Consider the following 24,549-nt stretch of genomic DNA (forward strand, 5'->3'; position numbering starts at 1 on the left):
TTACGTTGGCTTAGCTTTTATAAAAAGCTAAAAAATTGTTTGTTGACGTTCTTGTTTGTTTAGTTTTCAAAGAGCAACCTAGCATGTCTTAAGCGACAGTGATACTATCATATCACATCTCTATTATTATTTCAATATAATAATTTAACTTTTTTTCTCTCACTTTTAACTAGAATAAGCTGTCGTTAAAAGCAACTCCCTTATAGTATCACCTTCAATTCACTTATGCAAGAGAAAGTTTTACTTTTTTCGAAATAACTTTTTTTCAAAACCTTTCTTAAGAAATGAATCTGTTCACTTTAAGCAATACCTTATGGATCAACGTAATTAAACACTATAATGAAGAGACGAAGAAACATCTTTCGGTATTGCCCCTAAAAAGGCTTCAAAGAAAATGATAACTTAATAATTAGAGAGGAGGTCTTTTATGTTAGCTGAAATCTTTGCCACGCTTTTTGATGTGATTCTACCACTCTCTATACCTGTCATTGCAGGAGCCTCGCTTAGTAGATTTGGGAAGCTGGAAATCAAGCCACTATTAAACTTTGCGTTATATTACATAACTCCGTTTTTGATTTTTGATACATTAATGGAAGCGCGCCTGTCGCGTGAGGATGTTTATTTGACTCTAGCCTTTTCCCTGTTAAATCTGATTTTACTCGCGTTTGCGGCAAATATTTTAGGCAAATTACTCAAACTTCCTGCCAATGATATAGCTGGGTTAACCTTGATTTCCTCTTTCACCAATGCAGTTAACTACGGAATCCCGCTCACCTTGCTTGCTTTCGGTCAGCTGGGGCTCGAAAAGGCATCCGTTTACATTGTGATGCAGATGGTCATGATGCATACATTAGGAATCTTCTTTGCAGCACGCTCTCATTTTACAATTAAAAATGCTGTTAAATCGATGTTTGCCCTGCCGGCTATTTATGCGGTATTGCTTGCTATGGTGTTGCGCACATTTGATTTAACCCTGCCAGGCGGTCTCACCACCGGAGTTTCCATGATTGCAGAAGCCTATCCTCCCATTGTTCTAGCTGTTTTAGGAGCACAAATGGCCAATGTGAAAACAGAAAGTATCACCAGAAATACACGAATCACCTTTTGGTCAGGCATGGGCATGAGATTATTGATTGCCCCACTCATTGCTTTATTGTGTCTAAATCTATTAGATATTGAAGGAATCATGTTTTCCACTCTATTAGTATTATCCTGTATGCCTGTTGCGATCAACGCCGGCATTCTAGCAGAAAAATTTGATGCGTCACCAAAAGTGTTAACAAAAACGATTCTTTGGACTACCCTATTGTCCTTTTTCGTATTACCGATACTGATTGTTTTAGTTAAGTAGAATCCAGGAAGATATCTTTCGATCTTCATATTGTTGGAGTAACAAAATTCACTTATTTTTCCGCAACCACAGTATAAAAGGTATGGCTATTAAACAGCCATACCTTTTACTATGTTTGTATATTCGTCTTTTAAAAAACTCATTCTTAATCAGTTTATATCTTAATTCGATTAATCGTTGAGGGATTTTTTAGTTCCAAATAATCAGGGTAAAAAAGATCCACCTATTTCATTTGTACTCTTATTGTTCAAAGAAGCATTTTCGTTTAATTGTTGATTAGTGGATTTGTCTTGTTCTGAATCTTTAAAGTTGACTCTGTTTGGAAATAGTTTATCGAATAATACGCCCAACAGTATAAGTGCTAATAAAAACCCCCAGAATAAGTAAGCGAAGATTGACATAAAATACCCCCTCGTCAAACTGTTTTAAAATTCGAATAATGTTAATTTTATTATACAATATAAAACACAATTATTGGTAAACAGCCGCCAAAAACGGCGAAACACTACTATAAAGTGCGTGTAATCTCCTCGTCAATTAACTTAAAATGAATTTCAGATGATGTTCCTCCTTCAATATGTTTTGGAACATCTGATAATTCGAGTAATTCCTTCAAATGAATAGACTTTTTACGATTAGCTTCTATTGTAATCCTATACGGACCAGCTAAATTCATAAGTGACTCCATTCGTACTTCGTCTTCCATGAGTAAAGAATCTATAAATTCTAACTCAAATGACACAGCCTCATTACTTCGATTATGTAATACAAGATTGCATTCCCCATTCAATAAGTCTTTGCTTACAGACCCAAAATTGCACTTGCCATTGCCATCGTATGAAATAGCTGTAATGCCACTCGCTAACGTTTCTTGGTACATCGTAATTAGAAGATTTGGTAAATGTGCATATACTATTAAAACTATTAATATTGTTCGAAAGTGATATTTCTTCATACCAATGACAAGTAATATCATGGCGATAATAAACAATACTGACCCAAATATACCAAGTAAAATATAGCCATCTTTATTGCGAATTGGAAACGACATGAATGTTGAAAGTGCTTCTACCATTACATTATTAGGAAACGGGAAATATAAATACATACATATACCTAAAATAATAACTGAACTAATGAGGGCAAATTTACTTTTTATCATAATATACCTCCTCTCTTTTAATATGGTTGTCATAAAAGTTTTCTTACAGTAATGATTTTATACAGCTGCACTTTTCCTTATAAATGGTATTTTAGAAAATAAATGGAAATTCACTGCCACTAGTTACATGTATTAACGAACCTATTTCAATAGATAAATAGGGATAAGTTCCTACTATCCTATCTATTTGCGCAGGATCCATACCTGATTATTCCTTTATTTTTCAGAAATATTATTGCAATATGAATGCCACGTAAGTAAACGAATTAACACCTCCCTGTTCTTTTTCTCAGAAAATTCTATGTTACGATTAATAAAAATTAGCAACCAAAGAACATGGAGGGTAAAAGAATGCTTAAGAAAATCATATCTATTTTAGCAGTTGCTGTACTCTCAGTAACTGTAAGTGCTAATGTGCAAGCGGCTTCAATCACAGTACAAAAAGGGGACACCCTTTGGGCTCTATCACGCGCAAATAATCTATCAGTAGAAAATATCCAAAGGTTAAATAATCTCACCACAGACCTCATTCATCCTGGGGATGTACTAACCGTCGCCCCCGAGAAACGTTATACCGTCAAACAAGGCGACACATTATGGGAGATTGGTATTGATCATCAGGTAACCGTTTCACAAATTAAAGAATGGAACCAACTGTATAGCGATCTCATCCATCCAGGATTAAATCTAGTAATCTTTGAAGGATTAAGAAATAACACTATTTCTCTATCAGATAAACCAGTACAGCCAGCAGTAGAAACACCGGCTGAAAGTGCACCTGTAGTGGAAGCACCAGCTCCAGCGGAAAGCGCACCTACAGTGGAAGCCGCAGCACCTAGTTCAAAGGAGATTATCGTAGAAGCTACAGCCTATACAGCTTCATGTGAAGGCTGCTCTGGTATTACGGCAACTGGAATTGACCTGATAGCAAACCCAAATCAAAAGGTCATCTCCGTTGACCCATCTGTTATACCGCTCGGCAGTAAAGTTTATGTAGAAGGCTATGGCGAAGCAATCGCCGGAGATACGGGCGGAGCCATTAAAGGAAATAAAATTGACATCTTTATTCCATCTAAACAAGAAGCAATCAATTTTGGAAGACAACAAGTAAAGGTGACAATATTAAACTAATTATTTTAAAAAAACACTACAAAACCTATTCTATTAGGGATTGTAGTGTTTTTCACAAAAAAATAAAACGTGTTGAGCCATTATTCTTCAGTGGGACAACGAAATCTTCAATTCCCTATATCGAACACCATCGACTCCACCAATTCTTCCCTAATATTCGTAATATGCCTCTCCATCAATTCCTTCGCTCTATTCGCATTCCCAGTAGCTATAGCGAGATATATTTCCTTATGTTCTTCCATTGTATCTGCGTAACGAGACAAATCCTTAAAGCGATGATTCTGAGTAGCCTTAATTGTATTCTCCATATGTCCTCTGAGGGTATGTATCAATTCAATGAATATCGAATTATGAGTTGCTTCGGCAATTCCAATATGAAAGTCAAAGTCCGCTTTTAGCCACAGCTCTGGATTCTGTTTCGACATCGCCATATTGTTCAGAGTTGTACGCAGCTTTTCCAAGTCTGCTGATGTGGCTCTCTTAGCTGCAAGGAATGCAGATTCTACTTCTAGTGCACGCCTGAGTTCCAGCATTTCATAGACCAGTGGATTTTCTGTTTTGACAGCTGTGATGATTTCTTCTTTTCTTGATTGGACGTCAGTAACTATAACATAGCTTCCGCCTCCTTGACGGATTTCAATCAGCCCATTCAGTTCCATAGCCCTTAGAGCTTCTCTTATGGTTGTCCGGCTGACATTAAATTGGCTTGCCAGTTCTCTTTCTGAAGGCAGCCGCTCTCCCGGATTAAGATTTCCTGCAAGATAGCATTCAGTAATTTTATCTACTATAACTAGATAGGTCTTTCTTTTCTCCGCCATTCACCTTAACCTCCTACAAAATAGAACTGGTAAAACTATCCTAAATGTAACAGACATAAAATTCATTAAGCAAGACTTAATAAATAATAAAACAAATAATTGAATTCTTCTGATAACTCTGTATAATTAACTTAACTTGTTGGACCAATTATATCATTGGTTTGACCAAATTTTCAGTAAGGAAAGAAGGAGTATAGGATGGAAACAGCTGGTATGAGCCTCGTAGATGCTTTAAAAGAGGTTCTTTTTGAGCAGCAGGTAACAGAAAATATAACAGTAAGAGAATTGCATGGCAGGGATGAATCATACCATAGTGAGAATCTCCCTGATATTGTTGTTTTTCCAGAAACAGCACAGCAAGTTAGTGAAATTGTGCAGCTGGCAAACACATATAAAGTTCCAATAGTCCCTTTTGGGCTGGGATCCAGTCTCGAGGGGCATGTCATACCGTACGAGCATGGAATTACAATTGACTTTTCACTCATGAATAAAATCCTGGAAGTGCGGGAGAATGATTTCCTTGTAAGGGTACAGCCTGGTGTGACACGCACACAGCTGAACAAGGAATTGAAAAAATATGGTCTATTTTTCTCTGTGGATCCAGGGGCTGATGCTACGCTTGGCGGAATGGCCGCAACCAATGCCAGTGGAACAACATCGGTAAAATATGGGGTCATGCGTGACCAGGTGCGTGACCTGGAAGTGGTTCTCGCAGATGGTTCGATCATACATACTGGTAATTTAGCTGCTAAATCCTCATCAGGCTACCACCTGAATGGTTTATTTGTTGGTTCCGAGGGGACGCTTGGCTGCTTTACGGAACTGACGTTAAGAGTATATGGAATTCCGGAGCATGTAATGGCGGCAAGAGCCTCTTTTCCTACATTGAATGATGCGGTTGAAGCGGTTGTTTCCATTTTACAGGCGGGTGTTCAGATTGCCAGGGTGGAACTAGTTGATGAACCTTCCATGAAGCAGGTGAACCTATTTAGCGAAACAAGCTATAACGAAAGTCCAACACTATTTTTGGAATTTCACGGTAATGAGGCCGGCTTGAAACAGGATGTAGCGTTCACGAGAGAAATAGTTGAAGACCATCATAGTCTCGATATTGAATTTGAGACAGATAATGCTTCGAGAAATCGTTTGTGGGAGGCTAGACATAATCTTGCTTATGCCTATATTCACGGCCATCCTGGAAAAAAAATGATGGTGACGGATGTCTGTCTGCCGATTTCAGAACTTTCTGGCGCTATAAGCCACGCAAGGGAAGCGCTGGATTCGCTGGGACTTCCTGGAGGAATCCTCGGGCACGTGGGAGATGGAAATTATCATGTTCTACTGATGATTGATATGAATAACCCAGAAGAGATTGTAAGGGCTGAAAATCTTAATGAACAAATTGTTCTTTATGCCCTTGAGCGAGGCGGAACATGCACGGGTGAGCATGGAGTAGGTGTTGGCAAGCAGAAATATCAGCAAAAAGAACATGGACAGGCCCTTCTGGTTATGGAAAAAATCAAACAGGCCTTAGATCCAGACAATCTTTTTAACCCAAATAAAATTTTGAAAACAAAAGAAAGAGCGTGATGGTATGAAGGTATTAGAAGCGGTCAGTACGATTGCAGGAAAATATTTTGCAGTGTGGGTTATCTTAATATCTGTTATTGCCTTTATGGTTCCAGATCCATTTTTAGGGCTGGGGAAGTACATCACCATCCTGCTCGGTGTAGTCATGTTTGGAATGGGGCTTACCTTAAAGGCGGTCGATTTTAAAATCATCTTTACCAAACCATTGCCCGTAATAATCGGTGTTTGTGCGCAGTTCATCATCATGCCATCTGTGGCCTTTGTCATAGCGACGCTTTTGAATTTGCCAGCAGAATTGGCTGCAGGCCTGGTTTTACTTGGATGTGTTCCGGGGGGAACAGCCTCTAACGTTATGGTGTATTTGGCAAAGGGCAATGTCCCATTGTCCATCGCCATGACTTCCGTTTCAACTCTATTGGCACCGATACTGACACCATTGCTTCTCCTTTTGCTGGCAGGTCAATGGATGCCGGTTGATCCTGTTGCGATGTTTATGTCCATTGTCCAAGTGATCATTGTTCCGATTATTTTAGGTCTGGCAATTAAGAAATTTTTCCCTGTGGCAGTGGAAAAAAGCTTAACTGTTTTACCGCTTATTTCAGTCGCGGCTATTATCACGATTGTGGCTGCTGTCGTTTCAGGCAATGCAGCAAGCATTGCAGCATCTGGCCTTCTGATTTTCACGGCCGTCATGCTTCACAATGGATTTGGCCTAATGTTCGGCTATTTCACAGGAAAAGCACTTGGCCAGAATGAAGTTAATAGAAGAGCGATTTCGATTGAAGTAGGCATGCAGAATTCTGGTTTAGGCGTTGCGCTTGCGACCGCACACTTTGGGCCAATAGCAGCACTCCCAAGTGTGCTGGCTGCTGCATGGCATAACATTTCTGGGCCGATTCTTGCGACTTATTGGTCGAAGAAACCTGCTGTTACCAATGAAGACAAAGTGGTACCCCGTCCAGTAGAAGTGAAGCTGTAAATATAAATTAAGATGCCTGTCCCACCAGCGGACTAAAATCAAGCAACTGTCCGCCTGAGGTGGACAGTGTCCACGAGCGGTGACAGGCACCCAATTATTTCTTTTTCTCAAGAATTCTCACTTCGTATTTTTCCAATATAAGCTCTCCGCTAACCTCATCGCCGGTAATTAGATCATGAACTTGTGTTTCAATGGAAATGGGCTGCTTTTCTTCGGTGAAGTTCATGACGAAGATATATTCACTTTCGACTGCCTGTCTAACTTGTACGGATACACCTTTCTCGTGTTTCACCTTAAATACTGGTTCCAGTGATAAGTCATTAATCAATTCTTGATAGAAATCCCGCTGGAATTGATCTTCTAAACGGCCGCCAATATAGTAGGCTTTTCCACCTTGATACGCATGGCTCGTTACCGCTGGAGTCCCCGCATAGAAATCATCCTCATAACTCGCTTCAACTGTAGCTGTACCCACCTTAATAATCGTCGCATAGTCTTTTAACTCATAAGATTTATTTCGATAACTAACCGCATTTCGATCACTCGGATAGTACGTATCTGTTTCAACAGGGTTGATTCCAAAGACCTCTTGCAGATCCTTATGCCATCCGCCCAAATAGGTTAAATCATGTTCATTGACAATACCGCTAATATAGGTAGTTACTAGCGTTCCACCCCCGGCAACAAAGTTCTTTAAGCGAGTAATCGTCTCTTCACTAACTAAATAAAGCATGGGGATAATCAATAATTTATAGGCCGAGAAATCCTGTTCCTTCGTAATCACATCCACAGGAATATCCTGTTCCCAGAATGCACGGTAATGCTCCACCAAGGTTTGTGGATAACGTTTCGTCTCTAACCCATATCCTTGTGCATCATTAAGTGCCCAATTGCTTTCCCAATCATATAGAATCGCAACGTCACTAGGACGATTCGTCCCGACAACACCGGCTAATTTTTCAAGCGTCTTACCAACTTCGGCAACCTCTTGGAATACGCGGTTTTCAGAACGATTATCATGATCAACGACCGCGCCATGAAATTTTTCCGAAGATCCGCGGGACTTCCGCCACTGGAAGTAAAGGATGCTATCAGAGCCATGTGCCACCATTTGCATTGAGGCAAGCTTATGCATGCCTGGTCGCTTTGCTTTATTGACTGGATGCCAATTCACCATGCTCGGAGTTGATTCCATCAATAAAAATGGCTGCTGCTTTAAACAACGATAGAGATCATCAATAAATCCTACTCGCATTGCTAAATCCGCTGTGCTCTCCCAGTCATTATGCCAGGCCGGATACGCATCCCAGCTGATGACATCGAGGTGCTTCGCAAATTTGCTGTAATCAAGCGCCTGAAAGGGGATTAACTCATGCGTGTCTGCCATAAAGTTTGTCGTAATCGGAATCTCTGGCGTCAATTCTCGGATGGGAACAATTTCATTTTTATAAAAATCAATCGTTTGGTCCGTAACAAAACGGCGCCAATCCAGATTTAAACCGTGAACCATGCTTTCTCCAATCGAAGAAGGTGATTCAATTTGAGACCAATCCGTAAACGTATGGCTCCAGAACGGACCCCACCAAGCATCATTCAAGGATTTCAAATCATGATTGTATTTCTTTTTCAGCCAGCCTCTAAAGGCATCCTGGCAAAGATCACAATGACATTCGCCGCCATACTCATTGGAAATATGCCACATCAATAAAGCAGGATGATTCCCATAACGTTCTGCCAACAGCCTGTTAATCTTCTGCGTCTTTTCACGGTAAACAGGTGAAGTAAAACAGTGATTATGCCGACCGCCATGCAGATGCTTCACTCTAGCTCCATTCACGCGAAGCACCTCCGGGTATTTTTGTGACATCCAAGCAGGTCGAGCCGCGCTTGGTGTCGCTAAAATTACTCGGCCATCGATACGATAGATGTAGTCAATCACTTTATCCAGCCATTCAAAGTGGTAGACTCCCTCTTCAGGCTCAAGTGCCGCCCAAGCAAAAATTCCAACCGAAAACGTATTGGTATGGGAAAGCTTCATTAATTTGATATCATCTGCCAATATGTCTGGACGGTCTAACCACTGATCAGGATTATAATCTCCGCCATGAAGCATAAAGTCAGCTTTCGTTACGTAAGTTTTTTCATGTTTAGACATAGTAATCTCCTTATCCATTTATTTCTAATTTTACCATTACCCCCTCGCTGTTACCTAGGTTAAAGCTTTCCCCTACGGTCCAAAGGAAAGGAAAAATGAACACAGCTGGAACTTCTTGTGTAATTTCATATCTCTTTTAGAATTTTCTCGTCTGCAATGAATTTAATAAACTTTTATGAACCAAATAAAAAAATTTCCACTTATTTACATAAAACGACAAAGATTTTACTATTCAATCTAGTAAAATAGGAGTAGTATTTTATAAAGGATTAAAAAGCTTTGATGAACATCGACTTACCGTTGATGGACTTCAAATGCTGGTTTTATAGGTATGCGGGGGGATTTACATGGAAAATGCTATACAAGAATCAAGGGTAGAAATGAAAACAGGAAATTCATTTAAAAGGTTTAAGAATTGGAAGTTCATTACAGCAGGTATCATCATCGTTATCGCACTCCTATGTGCAGCAATGAGCTTTTACCAGTCAACTCACTTTAATCCAAAGGCCAAGATTAATGGCATAGACGTCGGTGGGCTGACCGCAGAAGAGGCGCTTGAAAAATTAGAAACCACCGTTTTAAGTAACGTCGTTTATGTCGGAGAACAACAAATAATAGATGGAAAAGATACTCAGTCGGGATTTGCCGAAAATGACCTGCCAGAAGTTAAAAAACTACTGAAAAGTCAGTGGACATTTTTTCCTATATTCGAGTCTAAAGAGTATTCATTAACACCAAGCAAAGAAGACCCATATCGCAGTGTCAGTTTGAAAGAGGAACTGGAACAAAAACTCATCTCCATGAATCAGAATTTAAAAGCTCCTGCAGATGCTCAAGTTAAGCTGGAACAAGGTGAAATTGTGGTTACCAAAGGCAGTAGTGGAGATCAATATGATATCGAAGGCCTACTGAAGGACTTCCAAAGTCAGAAGTTTACGAGTGAAATCCATTTAAGTCCTGCACTTTTACAGCCGCTAACAGAGGAAAGTACCACTATCCTTAACGAAAAGAAAAAGCTGGAAGCACTCCTCCAGCATACGGTGGACTATAAGGTCCAGGATAAAGTACATTCTTTAAAGGGCAGCGATTTGATTAAAAATGCCACTGTGACAAAAGATATGAACGTCACAATAGACCCAAGCGATTTGAAAAGTAAAATTGCTGAAATTAATGACGCTCAATCGACATTAGGTAAGAACTTCACCTTTAAGACCCATTCAGGTTCCGATATATCGGTTAAGGGAGAAGGTTATGGCTGGGCACTTGATGTCGACAAGGAAACAGCTCTGGTTCAAGCAGCCTTTGAAAAGGGAGAAAAGTCTATTTCTGCTTCTAATATTCACGGAAATGGCTGGAGCAATGAGGGCTATGGCTATGAAACGACAGCAAACAATGGCATTGGTGATACCTATGCAGAAGTATCCATTGCCGAACAGCGTATTTGGATTTACAAGAATGGACAATTGGTCCTAACCACGAATGTGGTTACCGGCAAGCATAGTACGGGTGAAGATACTTCACCTGGAGTATGGTATATCCTCTTTAAACGAACACCATACACACTCAAGGGCAGCGCTGTCGGCAAAGCCGATTATGCCGTTGAAGTCAATTATTGGGCTCCCTTTACAAACAGCGGACAAGGATTTCACGACGCCGGCTGGAGAACAAACTGGAACAGCAATGCCTATCTTACACAAGGATCTGGTGGATGTGTCAACGTTTCTCCAAGTGTGATGAAAGCTGTGTATGATAATCTCAATGTCTACGATCCAGTTGTGGTTTATTAGAATATCAAAATCAGGGAATCTAATGATTTCCTGATTTTTTTCTGCGAAAATACAAATCTACTTAGGTAACGGGAACCACAATATTCATTCTACAAGCTTGGGTTTGAGAATACCTTTATACAAATACGCCATTTTTACTTAGGACAAAAAGGGTGGATACTCCATGTTTTGGAATAAGGATAGTAAGGAAAACATCTTACCCATCATGACTAAACGAAGATATCGGAGAAGTTTTGCCTTTAAATTGGTGTTTTCCGCGTTAATGAGTTTAATCGCCGCTCTATTACAGAGTGCAGGAGGAGTCATCCCAGGAATCGGAATGCTAATAAGCCCCTTTTCCGCTGCACCCATCATCATTAGCATGTTGCTCAACCCCATGTATGGACTATTAAGCTATTTTCTTACCATTTTTCTATTACTGCTCATTCAACCTTCAGAACTTATTGTTTTTCCATTTACGACAGGTGCGATGGCCATCGGCATAGGGTTCGGATTGCTCCTATTTAACAAGGTATGGAAAGTAATATCCTTTTCCAGCTTATTTTTATCTATAGGGATATGCCTCTTACTCTACCTCTTCCAATTCCCTGTCTTAGGGCCATTTCTAATCGAATTTAGAGTTTGGAATGTCCTCATTATTCACTTATTTTCCCTTGTGTATTGTTGGCTATGGATAAAGCTTGGTCCATGGGGACGGTTCTAATGGTCTTTTTTACAAGGCAGCACTACAAACCCGACAAGTAAGTATTACCAAAGAGTGGGACCAGAAGTACCGTCCCCATAGCACACCCTTAGCACAATTTATTAATTTCATCCACAAGTGTTTGTAATGCGTTTCCTTTATGTGAGTCTTTCATATTTTTTTTGAATTCGTATCTATTTTTATAAACAGTGTTTAAATTTTCAATAAGTGTTTTATTAGTAAGTTTTTCTTCTTCCAATGTTAAGGAGTACCCTTTATCTTGAAAGGCCTTTGCATTTAAAATTTGGTCGCCCCTGCTTTGATTTAATCCTAATGGAATTATAAGCATTGGTATATTTAAGGCTAGAAATTCAAATATGGCGTTTGAACCGCCTCTAGTGACAACGATGTCCGTTGCCGCTAAGATATCCGATAGTTCATCATGAACATATTCAAATTGTTTATACCTTGGATGGGAGGATAAACTGTCGTCTAGGTTATTTTTCCCGCACAAATGAACAACCTGGTAAGTAGCATTTAGTTGATCTAAAGATTGCCGGACTACTTCATTTATTTTTTTCGCACCTAAACTTCCACCCATAATCGTTAAAACGGGACTATGGTGATCAAACCCAAGAAAATCTCTTCCTTTTATTGCTGAACCACTCAATATTTCTTTCCTAATGGGAGAACCAATATCTATAGCCTTATTTGCTGGAAAAAATTTTTTGGTCTCTTCGAAGGAAGTAAAGATACGTGTTGAAAATCTTTGCGAAATTTTATTTGCTAGTCCTGGCGTCATATCACTTTCATGAATAAAAATGGGTATTCCTAATGATTTTGCAGCTATGATGACAGGAACTGAAACAAATCCGCCTTTCGAGAATACTAAATCAGGCTTGATTTTTTTAAGAACACCTCTCGCTTCAAAACATCCTTTTATAACTCGAAATATATCCACGAAATTTTCAAAATCTATATATCTTCTAAGTTTCCCACTATTTATACCGAAGTAAGGAATACCGATTTTTTCGATTAACTCTTTTTCAATTCCTTTTTTCGAACCGACATAATATTTATCCCAATTGTCCAGCTCATTTATTAATGCAATATTGGGCGTTACATGTCCTGCAGAACCTCCACCAGTAAATACAATTTTCCTCTTAGGCATAATTCCTCCTGATTAGTCATAATTCTAATATTTATTATACGTTAAATGAAATTTTCCTACATTTGTATTTGTACTTTGTCACATTTATTCCCCCATCCTCGTCATGAGTAATGAAAATACTAATGGAGGTTATTATTTATGACTAAAAAATGGGATGTTGTGATTGTCGGCGGCGGACTAGCTGGTTACGTGGCCGCAAATTATTTAGCTAAAAGCAATTTATCCGTATTAATTGTAGAAAAAGGAAAAAAAGTTGGTGGAAGGGCCAGGACTGATTTGATTCGACAGCAGTATTTCAACTTAGGACCACATGCATTGTATAAAAAGGGAAAAGCCAAGTACATTTTCGAAGAATTAGATATACAACTAAATGGAAGATCGCCTAAAACAGCTGGTATTTTAGTTGAAAGCAATATGGAATACCAAGCGCCTTTTTCTCCTTTAGGATTATTGACCACAAGACTATTAAATTGGAAAGAACGGATGGAATGGGCCAGGGTTTTGTTGAAAGTGATGGTAACGGATACCGGAAAGTTAGAACATCAGACTTTCAATCAATGGGTCCAGCTAACAGCTTGTTCAGAAAAAATTCAATCTTTACTATATTCACTCGGCAGACTGGCAACGTATTGCCATGCTCCTGAAAAGGCAAGTGCAAAAGTCATCGTATCGCACTTGAAGGCTGTCTTTGGCGGTGTACTATATATAGATTACGGGTGGCAGACGATCATCGACCAACTCCATAATAAAGCGGTTATCCTTGGTATCCAGGTTCAAAACCATACATCCGTTAAACAAATTGACATAATCGAACAAGGCCATTTTAGATTAGTTTTAACCCATGACAAGGAAATTTTTGCGAAAAATGTGATATATACTGCAGGTCCCACGGAACTATATCACATGTTTGACGAAAGAGCTCTCCACTCGCAAAATGACTTTTTGGCAAACATGCTGCCTATAAAGGGAGCGACTCTCGATGTTGCTTTAACTCATCTGCCGAACCCAGAAAACTTATTTGCCTTGGGCTTATCGGAACCGCTCTATTTTTCTGTACACTCAAATTATGCACAACTTTCGAGTGACAACAAGAGCGCTGTTCTTCACGTGTTTAAATATTATTTACCAGGAGAACAAATAAACGAAACTAGTGTTAAAAAAGAGCTTGAACAATTCTTAGGAAAGATACAGCCTGGATGGCAAAATTATCTCATTACCAGTCGCTTTATTCCTCAAATTAAGGTAAATCAGCGACTGCCTCAAGTTGGAGATGAGCAAATGTTACACCGTTTGAAAGCTGAAATTCCTGGATTATATCTGGCGGGAGATTGGGCATCTCGTGATTCTATTTTGTTAGAAGGAGCAGTGAACAGCGGTAAACAAGCAGCGGAAGAAATCCTAAAAAAAGAAAAGAGTTGAGATTGTGCAGATTAGTAATGAGGAGTATAAAACATTTAAACCATTGTTGTTTTCAATCTGTTATCGAATGTTAGGGTCCATCGTTGAAGCAGAAGATATTGTCCAAGAAACCTTTTTAAAAGCCTACCAAATAAATGATGATCAGACGCTAGATAATAAGAAAGCCTATCTATGCAAAATGGCGACGAACCGCTGTCTTGATGTATTAAAGTCTGCTCGACACAGACGAGAACAATATATCGGACCTTGGAATCCTGTGCCATTACTTCTCGAAAAAACAGATGATTTCGACCCTGCAGGTGTTGTGTTGCAAAAGGAAGGATTGAGTATCGCATATTTACGGATGATGGAACATTTGGCACCAGATGAACGCGCAATCCTCCTATTAAGAGAGGCATTTACCTTTTCATATTTGGAGATTGCAAACATCATAGAAAAGAAAGAGGAAAACTGCAGGAAAATTTTCAGCCGGGCTAAGCAAAAAATTTCCCGTATCGAAGGTGAAAGCCTGCATTACGAAAAAAATAAATCATTGGTTGATTACTTTATAAAAGCGCTTCAAGTTCAAAATAGGGATGCCTTATTAGAACTTCTTTCTGAAAACGTCACGCTCTACTCTGATGGCGGCGGAATCGTCAAGGCTGCTGTTCGTCCAATTCTATCCTCATCCAACGTTTTGGCCTTTTTATTCGGCATTTTAAAAAATGTCCCACAAGACTTTTATTTTGAAGTGAAAAATGTAAATGGTCAGCCTGCCATCGTAAATCACATCAATCGCTCCGTTCAAAGCATCATTAGTTTTTATATAACAAATAGCAAAATCACCGAAATATATATAACCCTAAATCCAGAAAAACTTCCAGGATAACCGTGGGTGGAGAACCGGGGTGACCGTGGGGACGGTTCTGATGGTCTTTTTGAACCAAGAGAACCGTCCCCATAAACTTTTTTGGTTTTTTAGTGAGTTAACGGGAAAAATAGGCAAAACGCAGTTTGAAGGGAGTTCTTATGAAAGCAACAGATTTACTTGTGCAGTGCTTAGAAAATGAGGGTGTTGAGTATATCTTCGGCATCATGGGGAAGGAAACGCTTGACCTGATGGATTCATTGTCTAAATCGAAACAGATTCAGTTTGTGGATGTTCGTCATGAACAAGGAGCCGCTTTTATGGCGGATGTTTACGGTAGATTAACAAAAAAAGCCGGCGTTTGCTTAGCGACATTAGGACCTGGGGCAGCCAATCTTTTGACCGGAATAGCAAGTGCAACGCTTGACCATTCCCCGGTTGTAGCCATCACAGGACAAGCCGGTCTTGAACGGCAGCATCTTGAATCCCACCAATATTTAGATATCGTGAAAATATTTGAACCCGCTGCCAAGTGGAGTGTTCAAATTAAGGATTCGCAAACCATATCAACCATCATCCGTAAGGCATTTAGAGTAGCACAAATGGAAAAGCCAGGCGCAGTTTTAATTGAATTACCCGAGAACCTAGCTCCTCAAATGATTCCAACTCAAGTCTTACCTGTAACACCTATTCCAAAAAGCACACCTGTTTCACAAGCAATCGAGGGTGCTCGTACACTAATAGCTCAGAGCCAAAAACCAGTTGTCATTTTAGGAAACGGGGTTATAAGGCAAGACGCAGCAGCAGAACTGCTCACATTTGTTGAGAACTTACAATCACCTGTTATTCATAGTTTTATGGCCAAAGGGGTAATACCTAAAAACCATCCACTGAATTATTTTACATTCGGTTTCAACAAAGACGATGAAGCATTACCGATTATCGAGGAAGCTGATTTATTACTTGTCGTTGGTTTTGATTTGGTTGAAAAACTACCGAAGGACTGGAATAAAAAGAGGCGTCCTATTTTACATATCGATCCACTGCCAGCCGAAATGGACGAGTACTACCCTGTTAGCGCGGAGTTGGCCGGTGATTTAAAGGAGACATTCCAGGTACTGAATAAACTGGATATCCCCTCTAGGCTGTGGGTTCCAATTGGGAAGCTAAAAGAACGGATTGAGACAGCTTATCAACTTAATTTAGATCTAACTAATCAATCCTTATCGATAGAAAATATCTTAACCGTTATTGAAAAACTTACACCAGAAGAGACCATCGTCATTTCAGATGTAGGTGCCCACAAGATATCCATTGCCCGTACGTATCAACCAAAACAAGCCGGCCGACTCATTATCTCCAATGGATTAGCCTCAATGGGGATTGCCCTGCCTGGTGCCATTGGTGCCAAATTAGCTTGCCCGGATGCGCCCGTTATTTGTATTACTGGGGATGGCGGGGCGTTGATGAATATTTCCGAATTAGAGACTGCGAAACGATTAGGCCTATCAATGATCATCATCGTCATAAATGATTCTGCGTTAAAACTAGAAGAACAAATGATGCAGGAAAAATTCAGCCATGGCTTTGGTACAAACTTTAGAAACCCTGACTTTGTGCAGCTTGCTGCAAGCTTTGGAATAAAAGGAGCAAGACCCAATCAATTGAATGAGTTTGAGCAAGTATTGAAGAATGCATTAAATCAAACCAATGAACTTACACTGATTGATTGTTTGCAAAATTAAAAACATGGAAGGGAGATCTATCTGTGAAATTGTATCAAGTAAGAAAAGGACAATTTGTCTATTACAACAATGAATTGCATAGGGTATATGGCGTGAAACCTATGTATAAAGAATCTGTTCATCTTATTAGGCTTAGGGATTTGACGCAGCAATTAACCAAATCGGTGAGTGTAGAAAAGGTCAAACCGAAGGAGCTTGACAGCTTTGTTTTTAATCATAAAGCTTATACGCTTAGTCATGATCGCAAAGCTCAAGTAGGAGATTATATTTTAATACATAATCCGATGCCGGATTCCTTGGATACGTATTCTTTAAATGAAATCGATGTTGTTGAGACCGTTGATAAACAAGGGGTCGTTACAAGTAATTCTCATGGAATTAAGCATAACGAGTATTTATTAATGGTACCGGGCCGTGCTAGTGGGAGCACTTCGATTGATTATCAAAATAGTGAAGGTGTAGATGCAGATAACCTACAAGACGTTGGGTCCACCTATAACCCCAACAACGAACCCTTCCCTGCTATTGGAGATATTTATAAAAATGATGAAGGATTTGTGGCTATGGTCGTCGCTCTAAAAGGTGAAACGGTATACCTCGGAGACGGTTTGGAGTTGCCGCAAGAAGAGTTGATGAAGGGTGCCAAGTGGGAATTTCTCTATCATCTCCTTGATAAATGAATGCTCTTTGAATGGATTAAAACGGGAAGGTTTCTTATTTTTCCTTACACCTAGCAGGAGGTTTACATGGACAGCAAAAAACTGAATGAAAATATTGTTTTTATTTTATCATTGTTACTCACTCTCATCTTTATTGTTTGGGGGGTCTTTTTTACAGAGAATCTCGCCAAGGTCACCGATACAATTTACAATGGGTCGATTGATTATCTGGGATGGGTATATCTTGGTGCCGCCCTATTCTTTGTCATCTTCTCCATCTATTTACTGTTCTCTAAATATGGCAATATTCGACTGGGCAAAAAAACAGACAAGCCTGATTTTAGTACGGCATCATGGCTCGCTATGTTGTTCGGTGCTGGTATGGGGATTGGAATTGTGTATTGGAGTGTCGCTGAACCGGTTACCCACTACACGACTCCTCCTTATGGGGAAGGATATACGCTTGACGCAGCCAATACGGCCATGAAATATACATTCTTCCATTGGGGACTTGATCCATGGGCCATTTACACGGTAATCGGTCTTGCCCTTGCCTTTTTTCAATATAACAAAAAGCTTCCTGCAGCCATTAGCTCGGCGTTTCATCCGTTTCTGGGTGATAGAATCTATGGCCCGATAGGAAAAACGATAGATGTCCTGTCTATTTTCGCAACCGTCTTTGGGATTGCCACATCTTTAGGGCTGGGTGCTATGCAGGTTACTGCGGGAATGCATGATATTTTCGGTGTTCCTAATGAGTTATTCGTCCAGCTAATCGTGATTGCGGTTGCGACAGTCCTTTTTATCATCTCCATCAATACAGGTTTGGAGAAAGGAATCCAATTCTTATCCAATGCGGCGATGATTTTATCTTTTGCGATCATGCTGCTGATTTTGATTGTTGGTCCTACCGTGACGATTATTAAGGTCTTCTTTAATACTACAGGTCTTTATATTAGTGATTTTATTCATTTGAGTTTAAGGCTTAAACCTTTTGGGGAAGGGGAATGGATTGCATCCTGGACGCTTTTTTATTGGGCATGGTGGATTGCCTGGGCGCCATTTGTAGGGATGTTTATTGCCCGCGTTTCAAAGGGAAGAACGGTAAGAGAGTTTGTCATTGGTGTGTTAATTGTTCCCACACTTGGAACATGTCTCTGGATGTCCATATTTGGCGGGGCCGCGCTTGATATCGTTCAAAAAACAGGTAACCATGATTTAGCAAAAAATATTACCGAAAACGTGTCATTGGCTATTTTTACATTCTTTGATTATCTCCCCTTAAGTTCGGTGTTAAGTATTTTAGGGTTTGCTGTCGTAGCCATTTATTATATAACAGTTGCCGATACAGCCACCTTTGTCTTGGGGATGCTTAGTGAAGGCGGCACATTAAATCCTTCAAATAAAATAAAAATGACATGGGGCGTTATTCAATCAGCATTGGCTGCTGTATTACTACTAGCTGGAGGATTGAACGTATTGCAAACAGCCTCCATCGCAGCCGCCCTCCCTTTTGCCATCATCATGATCGTCATGTGCTTCTCATTACTAAAAGGTTTAAAAAGTGAAGTCGGGGAAAAACCGAGGGAACCGCGGGGACGGTTCTGATGGTCTTTTTCACCAGCTCATCCTTACTTGGCAGTGTTCAGACACCTGCCAAGTAAGGATTGCCAAAGAATAGGTCCAAGAGAACCGTCCTCACGGCATCAAATGACGAGAATCTGTCAAAACCAAATAATAGCGCTTGCATATTTTGAAAATCCTATTATAATACTTGTATACAAGTATCCTTGTATTATTAAAAAGAGGGTGAACTTATGATAGATTCAAAGGAATTTTTATATCCCGAAAAGAGCCTTTCAAAAGCTTCCGCTGGTGAGCGCGTAGCATGTGAACTTAGAATGCGTATCATCTCTGGCACGATTGAAAGCGGCTCCATTCTATCGGAAAATAAACTAGCTGCGGATTTTGCTGTGAGCAGATCGCCTATTCGTGAATCTTTAAAAATCCTAGCAGCTGAAAATCTCATCCGATTGGAAAGAATGGGTGCAGTTGTTGTTGGTTTAACAGAAAAAGAAATACAAGAGATTTATGATGTCCGACTGCTCATTGAAACGTTTGTGTTCGAACGCCTTATAAAGATGGAAACAAATCAACTAGCAAGAGAGCTTAGTAAAATACTAGAAATGATGAAAGTCGCGATAAAATATCGTGATGCTGACGAATTTGCCCTACAGGATGTCTTATTTCACGAAACGATTATTCGGTCTATTAACCATTCCCATATGCTGATGATTTGGGATAACTTAAAGCCTGTTATGGAATGCTTAATTCTTTTATCAATGCGTTTGCGCATTAAAGAAGAGTTTGAGGACTTTACAAGGGTTATAAGAAATCATGAGATTTATATAGAAGCGATAGAATCTAAGGATCGAGCACTCATGCTTGAATCTTTACATCTAAACTTTGATGATGTTCAAGTTCAAGGAACAGTAGATGACCTATGGATGTCACAGCAAATGCTAGCTAAAGGAGCTGTGCATAAAAATGACTAATTACATGTTAGGTGTAGATATCGGTACAACAAGTACCAAAGCTGTATTATTTACAGAAAAAGGCGAAGTCATCCATGTAGAGAATCATGGTTATCCACTTTACACACCTGATATGTCTACAGCCGAACAAGATCCAAATGAGATTTATCAGGCAGTCTTGCAAGCGATTACCCATATTACGAAACGTCATTCTGATAAAAAGCCATCTTTCATTTCATTTAGCAGCGCCATGCACAGTGTCATTGCGATGGGTGAGAACGACCAGCCACTGACACCTTGTATCACCTGGGCGGATAATCGAAGTGAAGCTTGGGCTCATAAAATAAAAAATGAGTTGAATGGGCATGAAATCTACAAGCGAACGGGAACACCGATTCACCCAATGTCACCATTAACCAAAATAGCATGGTTAGTGAATGAACGTCCTGAAATTGCTGGTAAGACAAAAAAATATATCGGAATAAAAGAATTTATTTTTAAAAAGTTTTTCAACCAATATGTTGTCGATCATTCTCTCGCATCATGCATGGGTATGATGGATCTCAAAAACTTAGATTGGGATGAAGAAGCATTAAACATTGCCGGTATAACGCGTGATCAATTATCTGAGCTCGTGCCTACGACCAAGATATTCAGCAACTGTGATCACGACTTAGCCAAACAAATTGGGATTGACCCACAAACTCCTTTTGTCATTGGGGCCAGTGATGGAGTCCTTTCCAATCTAGGTGTAAATGCGATTGGAAAAGGTGAGATTGCCGTCACCATTGGGACAAGCGGTGCGATTCGAACGATTATTGACAAGCCGCAAACAGATGAAAAGGGTAGAATATTCTGCTATGCCTTAACGGAAAAACATTGGGTAATAGGCGGTCCGGTAAACAATGGCGGAATGGTCCTTCGCTGGATTCGGGATGAATTTGCCTCTTCTGAAGTTGAAACGGCGAAACGATTAGGAATTGATCCTTACGAAGTATTAACCAAGATTGCCGAACGCGTAAGACCAGGATCAGATGGATTGTTATTCCATCCATACCTTGCAGGTGAACGAGCGCCATTATGGAATCCAGACGTGCGTGGATCCTTTTTCGGCTTAACCTTGTCACATAAGAAAGAACATATGATTCGAGCAGCCCTGGAAGGTGTCATTTACAATTTATACACCGTTTTTCTAGCATTAACAGAATGCATGGAAACTCCTGTTACCCGAATCCAAGCAACGGGAGGCTTCGCAAGGTCGGAGGTTTGGCGTCAAATGATGTCCGACATATTCGAATCAGAAGTCGTCGTTCCTGAAAGCTATGAAAGTTCATGCCTGGGGGCTTGTATTTTAGGACTCTATGCAACTGGAAAAATCGATTCTTTTGAAGTTGTTTCTGAAATGATTGGCAGCACCTTTACACATACACCTGAAGAAGCGGCCGCAAAAGAATACAGGCAATTGCTGCCGATCTTTATTCACTTATCAAGAGTATTAGAAGAAGATTATACAATGATAGCCAATTATCAAAGAAAGCTTACAAACACACTAGATTAAATCTTGGAGGATTTACAAAATGCCATTAGTTATTGTAGCAATTGGAATTGTAGCATTACTTATATTAATCATGGGTTTAAAATTAAACACGTTTGTTTCATTAATCATTGTATCGTTCGGTGTTGCATTAGCACTTGGAATACCACTAGCGGAAGTCGTTAAAACCATTGAAGCAGGATTAGGCGGAACGCTTGGTCACTTAGCGCTAATCTTTGGACTAGGCGCGATGCTGGGTAAGTTAATCGCAGATTCAGGCGGTGCGCAGCGCATTGCGATGACCCTTGTTCACAAATTTGGTGAAAAAAATATTCAATGGGCAGTCGTAGCAGCCTCATTCATTATTGGTGTTGCACTATTTTTCGAAGTAGGCTTAGTATTATTAATTCCAATCGTCTTTGCGATTTCCAGAGAATTAAAAGTTTCGATTTTATACCTTGGTATTCCAATGGTAGCAGCATTATCCGTGACACATGGTTTCTTACCGCCGCACCCAGGACCAACGGTTATTGCGGGTGAATTTGGCGCAGACCTTGGTGAAGTTTTACTTTATGGTTTCATTATTTCAGTTCCAACCGTTATTTTAGCCGGCCCTGTATTTACAAAAATCGCAAAAAAATTAGTACCTGCATCTTTCACAAAAACCGGCAGTATTGCCTCTTTAGGTGAACAAAAAACGTTTAAACTTGAAGACACACCTGGTTTCGGAATCAGTGTATTTACCGCTTTACTTCCTGTTATTTTGATGTCAATTGCTACGATTATTACGTTATCGCAAAAAACAATTGGCTTTGAAGATAATGGTTTACTAGCAGCGATCCGTTTTATTGGTGATGCAGGTACTGCCATGTTGCTTTCCTTATTATTTGCGATCTATTCAATGGGATTAGCAAGAAAGATTCCAATGAAAGATATTATGGAATCTTGTACACAAGCAATCTTGCATATTGGAATGATGCTCTTAATTATTGGTGGAGGCGGAGCCTTCAAACAAGTATTAATCACTGGCGGTGTAGGTGACTATGTTGCTGAATTATTCAAAGGAACTTCATTATCCCCCATCCTGCTTGCTTGGATTATCGCTGCGATCTTACGGATTGCATTAGGATCTGCCACTGTTGCGGCTTTGACAACAGCTGGTTTAGTTATTCCGATGTTAGGACAAACGGATGTTAACCTTGCTTTAGTTGTACTAGCAACAGGTGCCGGAAGTTTAGTCGCTTCACACGTTAACGATGCTGGTTTCTGGATGTTTAAAGAGTATTTTGGTTTAAGCATGAAAGAAACATTCGCAACATGGACATTGCTTGAAACGATTATTTCCGTTGCTGGATTAGTGTTTATCCTATTATTAAGCTTATTTGTTTAAGCGTTCAGGGCAGTAAAACTCCTCTTTTTGTAAGGGATTTTACTGCCTATTCATCTTTAGATTAAAGGAGTAGATATAGATGTTGAATACAATTGGTGTTATTGGTTTAGGGGTTATGGGTAGTAATATTGCTTTAAACATGGCAAGTAAAGGGGAACACGTAGCTGTATATAATTACACGAGAGATTTAACGGACCAACTTGTGGAAAAACTTGAAGGACAGTCGATTACATCTTACTACGAAATTCAAGATTTCGTACAGTCTTTAGAGACTCCGAGAAAAGTCTTTGTTATGGTTACAGCCGGCAAAGCGATTGATTCGGTGATTGGCTCATTAATGCCACATCTTGAAGAGGGCGACGTCATTATGGATGGCGGTAATTCCCATTATGAAGATACGGAACGTAGATACGATGAGTTAAAGTCTAAAGGAATCGGATATTTAGGGATTGGAATTTCCGGCGGTGAGGTGGGTGCATTAACAGGACCATCGATTATGCCCGGCGGTGATAAAGAAGTTTATGAAAAAGCAGCACCTATTCTTACAAAAATAGCAGCCCAAGTGGACAATACCCCTTGCTGTGTCTATATGGGTCCAAAAGGTGCCGGTCACTTTGTAAAAATGGTACATAACGGAATCGAGTATGCAGATATGCAATTAATTGCGGAAGCCTATACGTTTTTAAGAGAAAGGTTACAATTATCCGTTCATGAAATTGCTGACATCTTTGAAACCTGGAATCAAGGAGAACTGAAAAGTTATTTAATCGAGATTACGGCAGAAATTTTACGAAAAAAGGATGAAGTTACAGGCTTACCGCTCATTGATGTGATTTTGGATAAAGCTGGCCAAAAAGGCACTGGTAAATGGACCAGTATCCAAGCTATCGATAACGGCATCCCGGCATCGATTATTACCGAGTCATTATTTGCCAGATACATCTCTGCTTTAAAAGAGGAACGGGTGCATGCCCAATCGATTCTAACAGGCCCTAAGTACGAACAGCCGCAATTGGATAAAAATGAGTGGATTGACTACATTAGACAGGCCTTATATATGGGGAAAGTTTGTGCCTACGCACAAGGATTTACCCAATATAAAATGACTTCCGAACTTTTCGGCTGGGAATTACCATTAAAGGATATTGCGCTGATTTTCCGCGGCGGCTGTATAATTCGTGCAGAATTCCTAAACGTCATAAGTGAAGCTTATCAAGCACAGCCAAATCTGGCTAATCTATTAATCTCTCCCTATTTTGCCGAAAAGGTTATCGATTACCAAATGGGCTTGCGAAAAGTGGTATGTGAAGGGATCAATTCTGGTATTTCGTTCCCATGTTTAAGTGCTTCCCTTACCTATTTTGATAGTTATCGAAAAGGCATCTCGAATGCTAACCTTTTACAGGCACAACGTGACTATTTTGGTGCACATACTTATGAACGCAACGATCTATCTGGAGTCTTTCACACAAACTGGAACTAAGGAACTATGGGGACGGTTCTGATGGTCTTTTTCACATAATCATCCTTACTTGGCAGTGTTCAGTCACCTGCCAAGTAAGGATGAGCAAAGAATGTGACCGGGAGAACCGTCC

The 24,549-nt window shown here is 39.9% G+C and carries 20 protein-coding genes; 15 read left to right on the forward strand and 5 right to left on the reverse strand.

Annotated elements, in window-relative coordinates:
• The first annotated feature begins 427 nt into the window (after nt 1–427).
• The gene (locus MLOOGBEN_RS13510; RefSeq protein ID WP_179158792.1) at nt 428–1,351 is read left to right on the forward strand and encodes an AEC family transporter; all 924 of its coding nucleotides are present in this window, start codon (nt 428–430) and stop codon (nt 1,349–1,351) included.
• A gap of 203 nt (nt 1,352–1,554) precedes the next feature.
• Here MLOOGBEN_RS13510 and MLOOGBEN_RS13515 read toward each other — a convergent pair whose 3' ends face one another.
• Nucleotides 1,555–1,752, reverse strand: a complete 198-nt coding sequence (locus MLOOGBEN_RS13515) for a hypothetical protein (protein ID WP_179158793.1) — start codon at nt 1,750–1,752, stop codon at nt 1,555–1,557.
• 107 nt (nt 1,753–1,859) lie between these two features.
• Nucleotides 1,860–2,402, reverse strand: a complete 543-nt coding sequence (locus MLOOGBEN_RS13520; protein ID WP_256989081.1) for a hypothetical protein — start codon at nt 2,400–2,402, stop codon at nt 1,860–1,862.
• Between the two features lie 462 nt (nt 2,403–2,864).
• Between MLOOGBEN_RS13520 and MLOOGBEN_RS13525 the strand changes: the two genes are divergently transcribed.
• Entirely contained in the window at nt 2,865–3,644 is a 780-nt protein-coding gene (locus MLOOGBEN_RS13525) for a LysM peptidoglycan-binding and 3D domain-containing protein (protein WP_179158795.1), read from the forward strand.
• Nucleotides 3,645–3,751: 107 nt separating this feature from the next.
• Here the strand turns inward: MLOOGBEN_RS13525 and MLOOGBEN_RS13530 are convergent, their stop codons facing one another.
• Nucleotides 3,752–4,462, reverse strand: a complete 711-nt coding sequence (locus MLOOGBEN_RS13530) for a FadR/GntR family transcriptional regulator (protein ID WP_179158796.1) — start codon at nt 4,460–4,462, stop codon at nt 3,752–3,754.
• 198 nt (nt 4,463–4,660) lie between these two features.
• On the opposite strand from MLOOGBEN_RS13530, the gene MLOOGBEN_RS13535 reads away from it, so the two are divergent.
• Nucleotides 4,661–6,052 carry an FAD-binding oxidoreductase gene (locus tag MLOOGBEN_RS13535; protein ID WP_179158797.1) on the forward strand — a complete coding sequence of 464 codons (1,392 nt, stop codon included), beginning with the start codon at nt 4,661–4,663 and terminating at the stop codon, nt 6,050–6,052.
• Nucleotides 6,053–6,056: 4 nt separating this feature from the next.
• On the forward strand, nt 6,057–7,031 hold the full coding sequence (locus tag MLOOGBEN_RS13540; RefSeq protein ID WP_179158798.1) for a bile acid:sodium symporter family protein: 975 nt from the start codon (nt 6,057–6,059) through the stop codon (nt 7,029–7,031).
• A gap of 94 nt (nt 7,032–7,125) precedes the next feature.
• On the opposite strand, the gene MLOOGBEN_RS13545 is transcribed toward MLOOGBEN_RS13540, so the two are convergent.
• Complete coding sequence (locus tag MLOOGBEN_RS13545; protein ID WP_256989082.1) at nt 7,126–9,186, reverse strand: beta-galactosidase GanA; 2,061 nt, start codon at nt 9,184–9,186, stop codon at nt 7,126–7,128.
• Nucleotides 9,187–9,533: 347 nt separating this feature from the next.
• Here MLOOGBEN_RS13545 and MLOOGBEN_RS13550 point away from each other — a divergent pair, with 347 nt between their 5' ends.
• Together MLOOGBEN_RS13550 and MLOOGBEN_RS13555 are read left to right on the forward strand one after the other, a co-directional pair.
• Complete coding sequence (locus tag MLOOGBEN_RS13550) at nt 9,534–10,973, forward strand: L,D-transpeptidase family protein (protein WP_179158799.1); 1,440 nt, start codon at nt 9,534–9,536, stop codon at nt 10,971–10,973.
• Between the two features lie 163 nt (nt 10,974–11,136).
• A complete protein-coding gene (locus MLOOGBEN_RS13555) occupies nt 11,137–11,676 on the forward strand; it encodes a hypothetical protein (RefSeq protein WP_179158800.1) in 540 nt (179 codons plus the stop codon).
• A gap of 88 nt (nt 11,677–11,764) precedes the next feature.
• Here the strand turns inward: MLOOGBEN_RS13555 and MLOOGBEN_RS13560 are convergent, their stop codons facing one another.
• Nucleotides 11,765–12,826, reverse strand: coding sequence for an undecaprenyldiphospho-muramoylpentapeptide beta-N-acetylglucosaminyltransferase (locus MLOOGBEN_RS13560; RefSeq protein WP_179158801.1), 1,062 nt, complete (start codon nt 12,824–12,826; stop codon nt 11,765–11,767).
• A gap of 138 nt (nt 12,827–12,964) precedes the next feature.
• On the opposite strand from MLOOGBEN_RS13560, the gene MLOOGBEN_RS13565 reads away from it, so the two are divergent.
• The 9 genes from MLOOGBEN_RS13565 (at nt 12,965) to gnd (ending at nt 24,437) form a co-directional block, all read left to right on the forward strand.
• Nucleotides 12,965–14,245, forward strand: coding sequence for a phytoene desaturase family protein (locus MLOOGBEN_RS13565; protein ID WP_179158802.1), 1,281 nt, complete (start codon nt 12,965–12,967; stop codon nt 14,243–14,245).
• A 4-nt stretch (nt 14,246–14,249) separates the two neighbouring features.
• Nucleotides 14,250–15,113: an RNA polymerase sigma-70 factor gene (locus tag MLOOGBEN_RS13570; protein ID WP_179158803.1), complete on the forward strand. Its 864-nt coding sequence runs from the start codon at nt 14,250–14,252 to the stop codon at nt 15,111–15,113.
• A gap of 140 nt (nt 15,114–15,253) precedes the next feature.
• Complete coding sequence (locus MLOOGBEN_RS13575) at nt 15,254–16,837, forward strand: acetolactate synthase large subunit (protein WP_179158804.1); 1,584 nt, start codon at nt 15,254–15,256, stop codon at nt 16,835–16,837.
• Between the two features lie 23 nt (nt 16,838–16,860).
• Nucleotides 16,861–17,517 carry a hypothetical protein gene (locus MLOOGBEN_RS13580; protein WP_179158805.1) on the forward strand — a complete coding sequence of 219 codons (657 nt, stop codon included), beginning with the start codon at nt 16,861–16,863 and terminating at the stop codon, nt 17,515–17,517.
• Nucleotides 17,518–17,583: 66 nt separating this feature from the next.
• On the forward strand, nt 17,584–19,104 hold the full coding sequence (locus MLOOGBEN_RS13585; RefSeq protein WP_179158806.1) for a glycine betaine uptake BCCT transporter: 1,521 nt from the start codon (nt 17,584–17,586) through the stop codon (nt 19,102–19,104).
• Nucleotides 19,105–19,313: 209 nt separating this feature from the next.
• Nucleotides 19,314–20,051, forward strand: a complete 738-nt coding sequence (locus MLOOGBEN_RS13590) for a GntR family transcriptional regulator (protein WP_179158807.1) — start codon at nt 19,314–19,316, stop codon at nt 20,049–20,051.
• Nucleotides 20,044–21,588 carry a gluconokinase gene (gene gntK / locus MLOOGBEN_RS13595; protein ID WP_179158808.1) on the forward strand — a complete coding sequence of 515 codons (1,545 nt, stop codon included), beginning with the start codon at nt 20,044–20,046 and terminating at the stop codon, nt 21,586–21,588. The genes MLOOGBEN_RS13590 and gntK overlap by 8 nt, the downstream gene beginning before the upstream one ends.
• Before the next feature lie 19 nt (nt 21,589–21,607).
• On the forward strand, nt 21,608–22,954 hold the full coding sequence (locus tag MLOOGBEN_RS13600) for a GntP family permease (RefSeq protein WP_179158809.1): 1,347 nt from the start codon (nt 21,608–21,610) through the stop codon (nt 22,952–22,954).
• A 79-nt stretch (nt 22,955–23,033) separates the two neighbouring features.
• Entirely contained in the window at nt 23,034–24,437 is a 1,404-nt protein-coding gene (gene gnd, locus MLOOGBEN_RS13605) for a decarboxylating NADP(+)-dependent phosphogluconate dehydrogenase (protein ID WP_179158810.1), read from the forward strand.
• Nucleotides 24,438–24,549: the final 112 nt, after the last annotated feature.

This window comes from Bacillus sp. EB106-08-02-XG196 (assembly GCF_013396335.1).
In the GTDB taxonomy this organism is placed as follows: Bacteria; Bacillota; Bacilli; order Bacillales; family Cytobacillaceae; genus Neobacillus.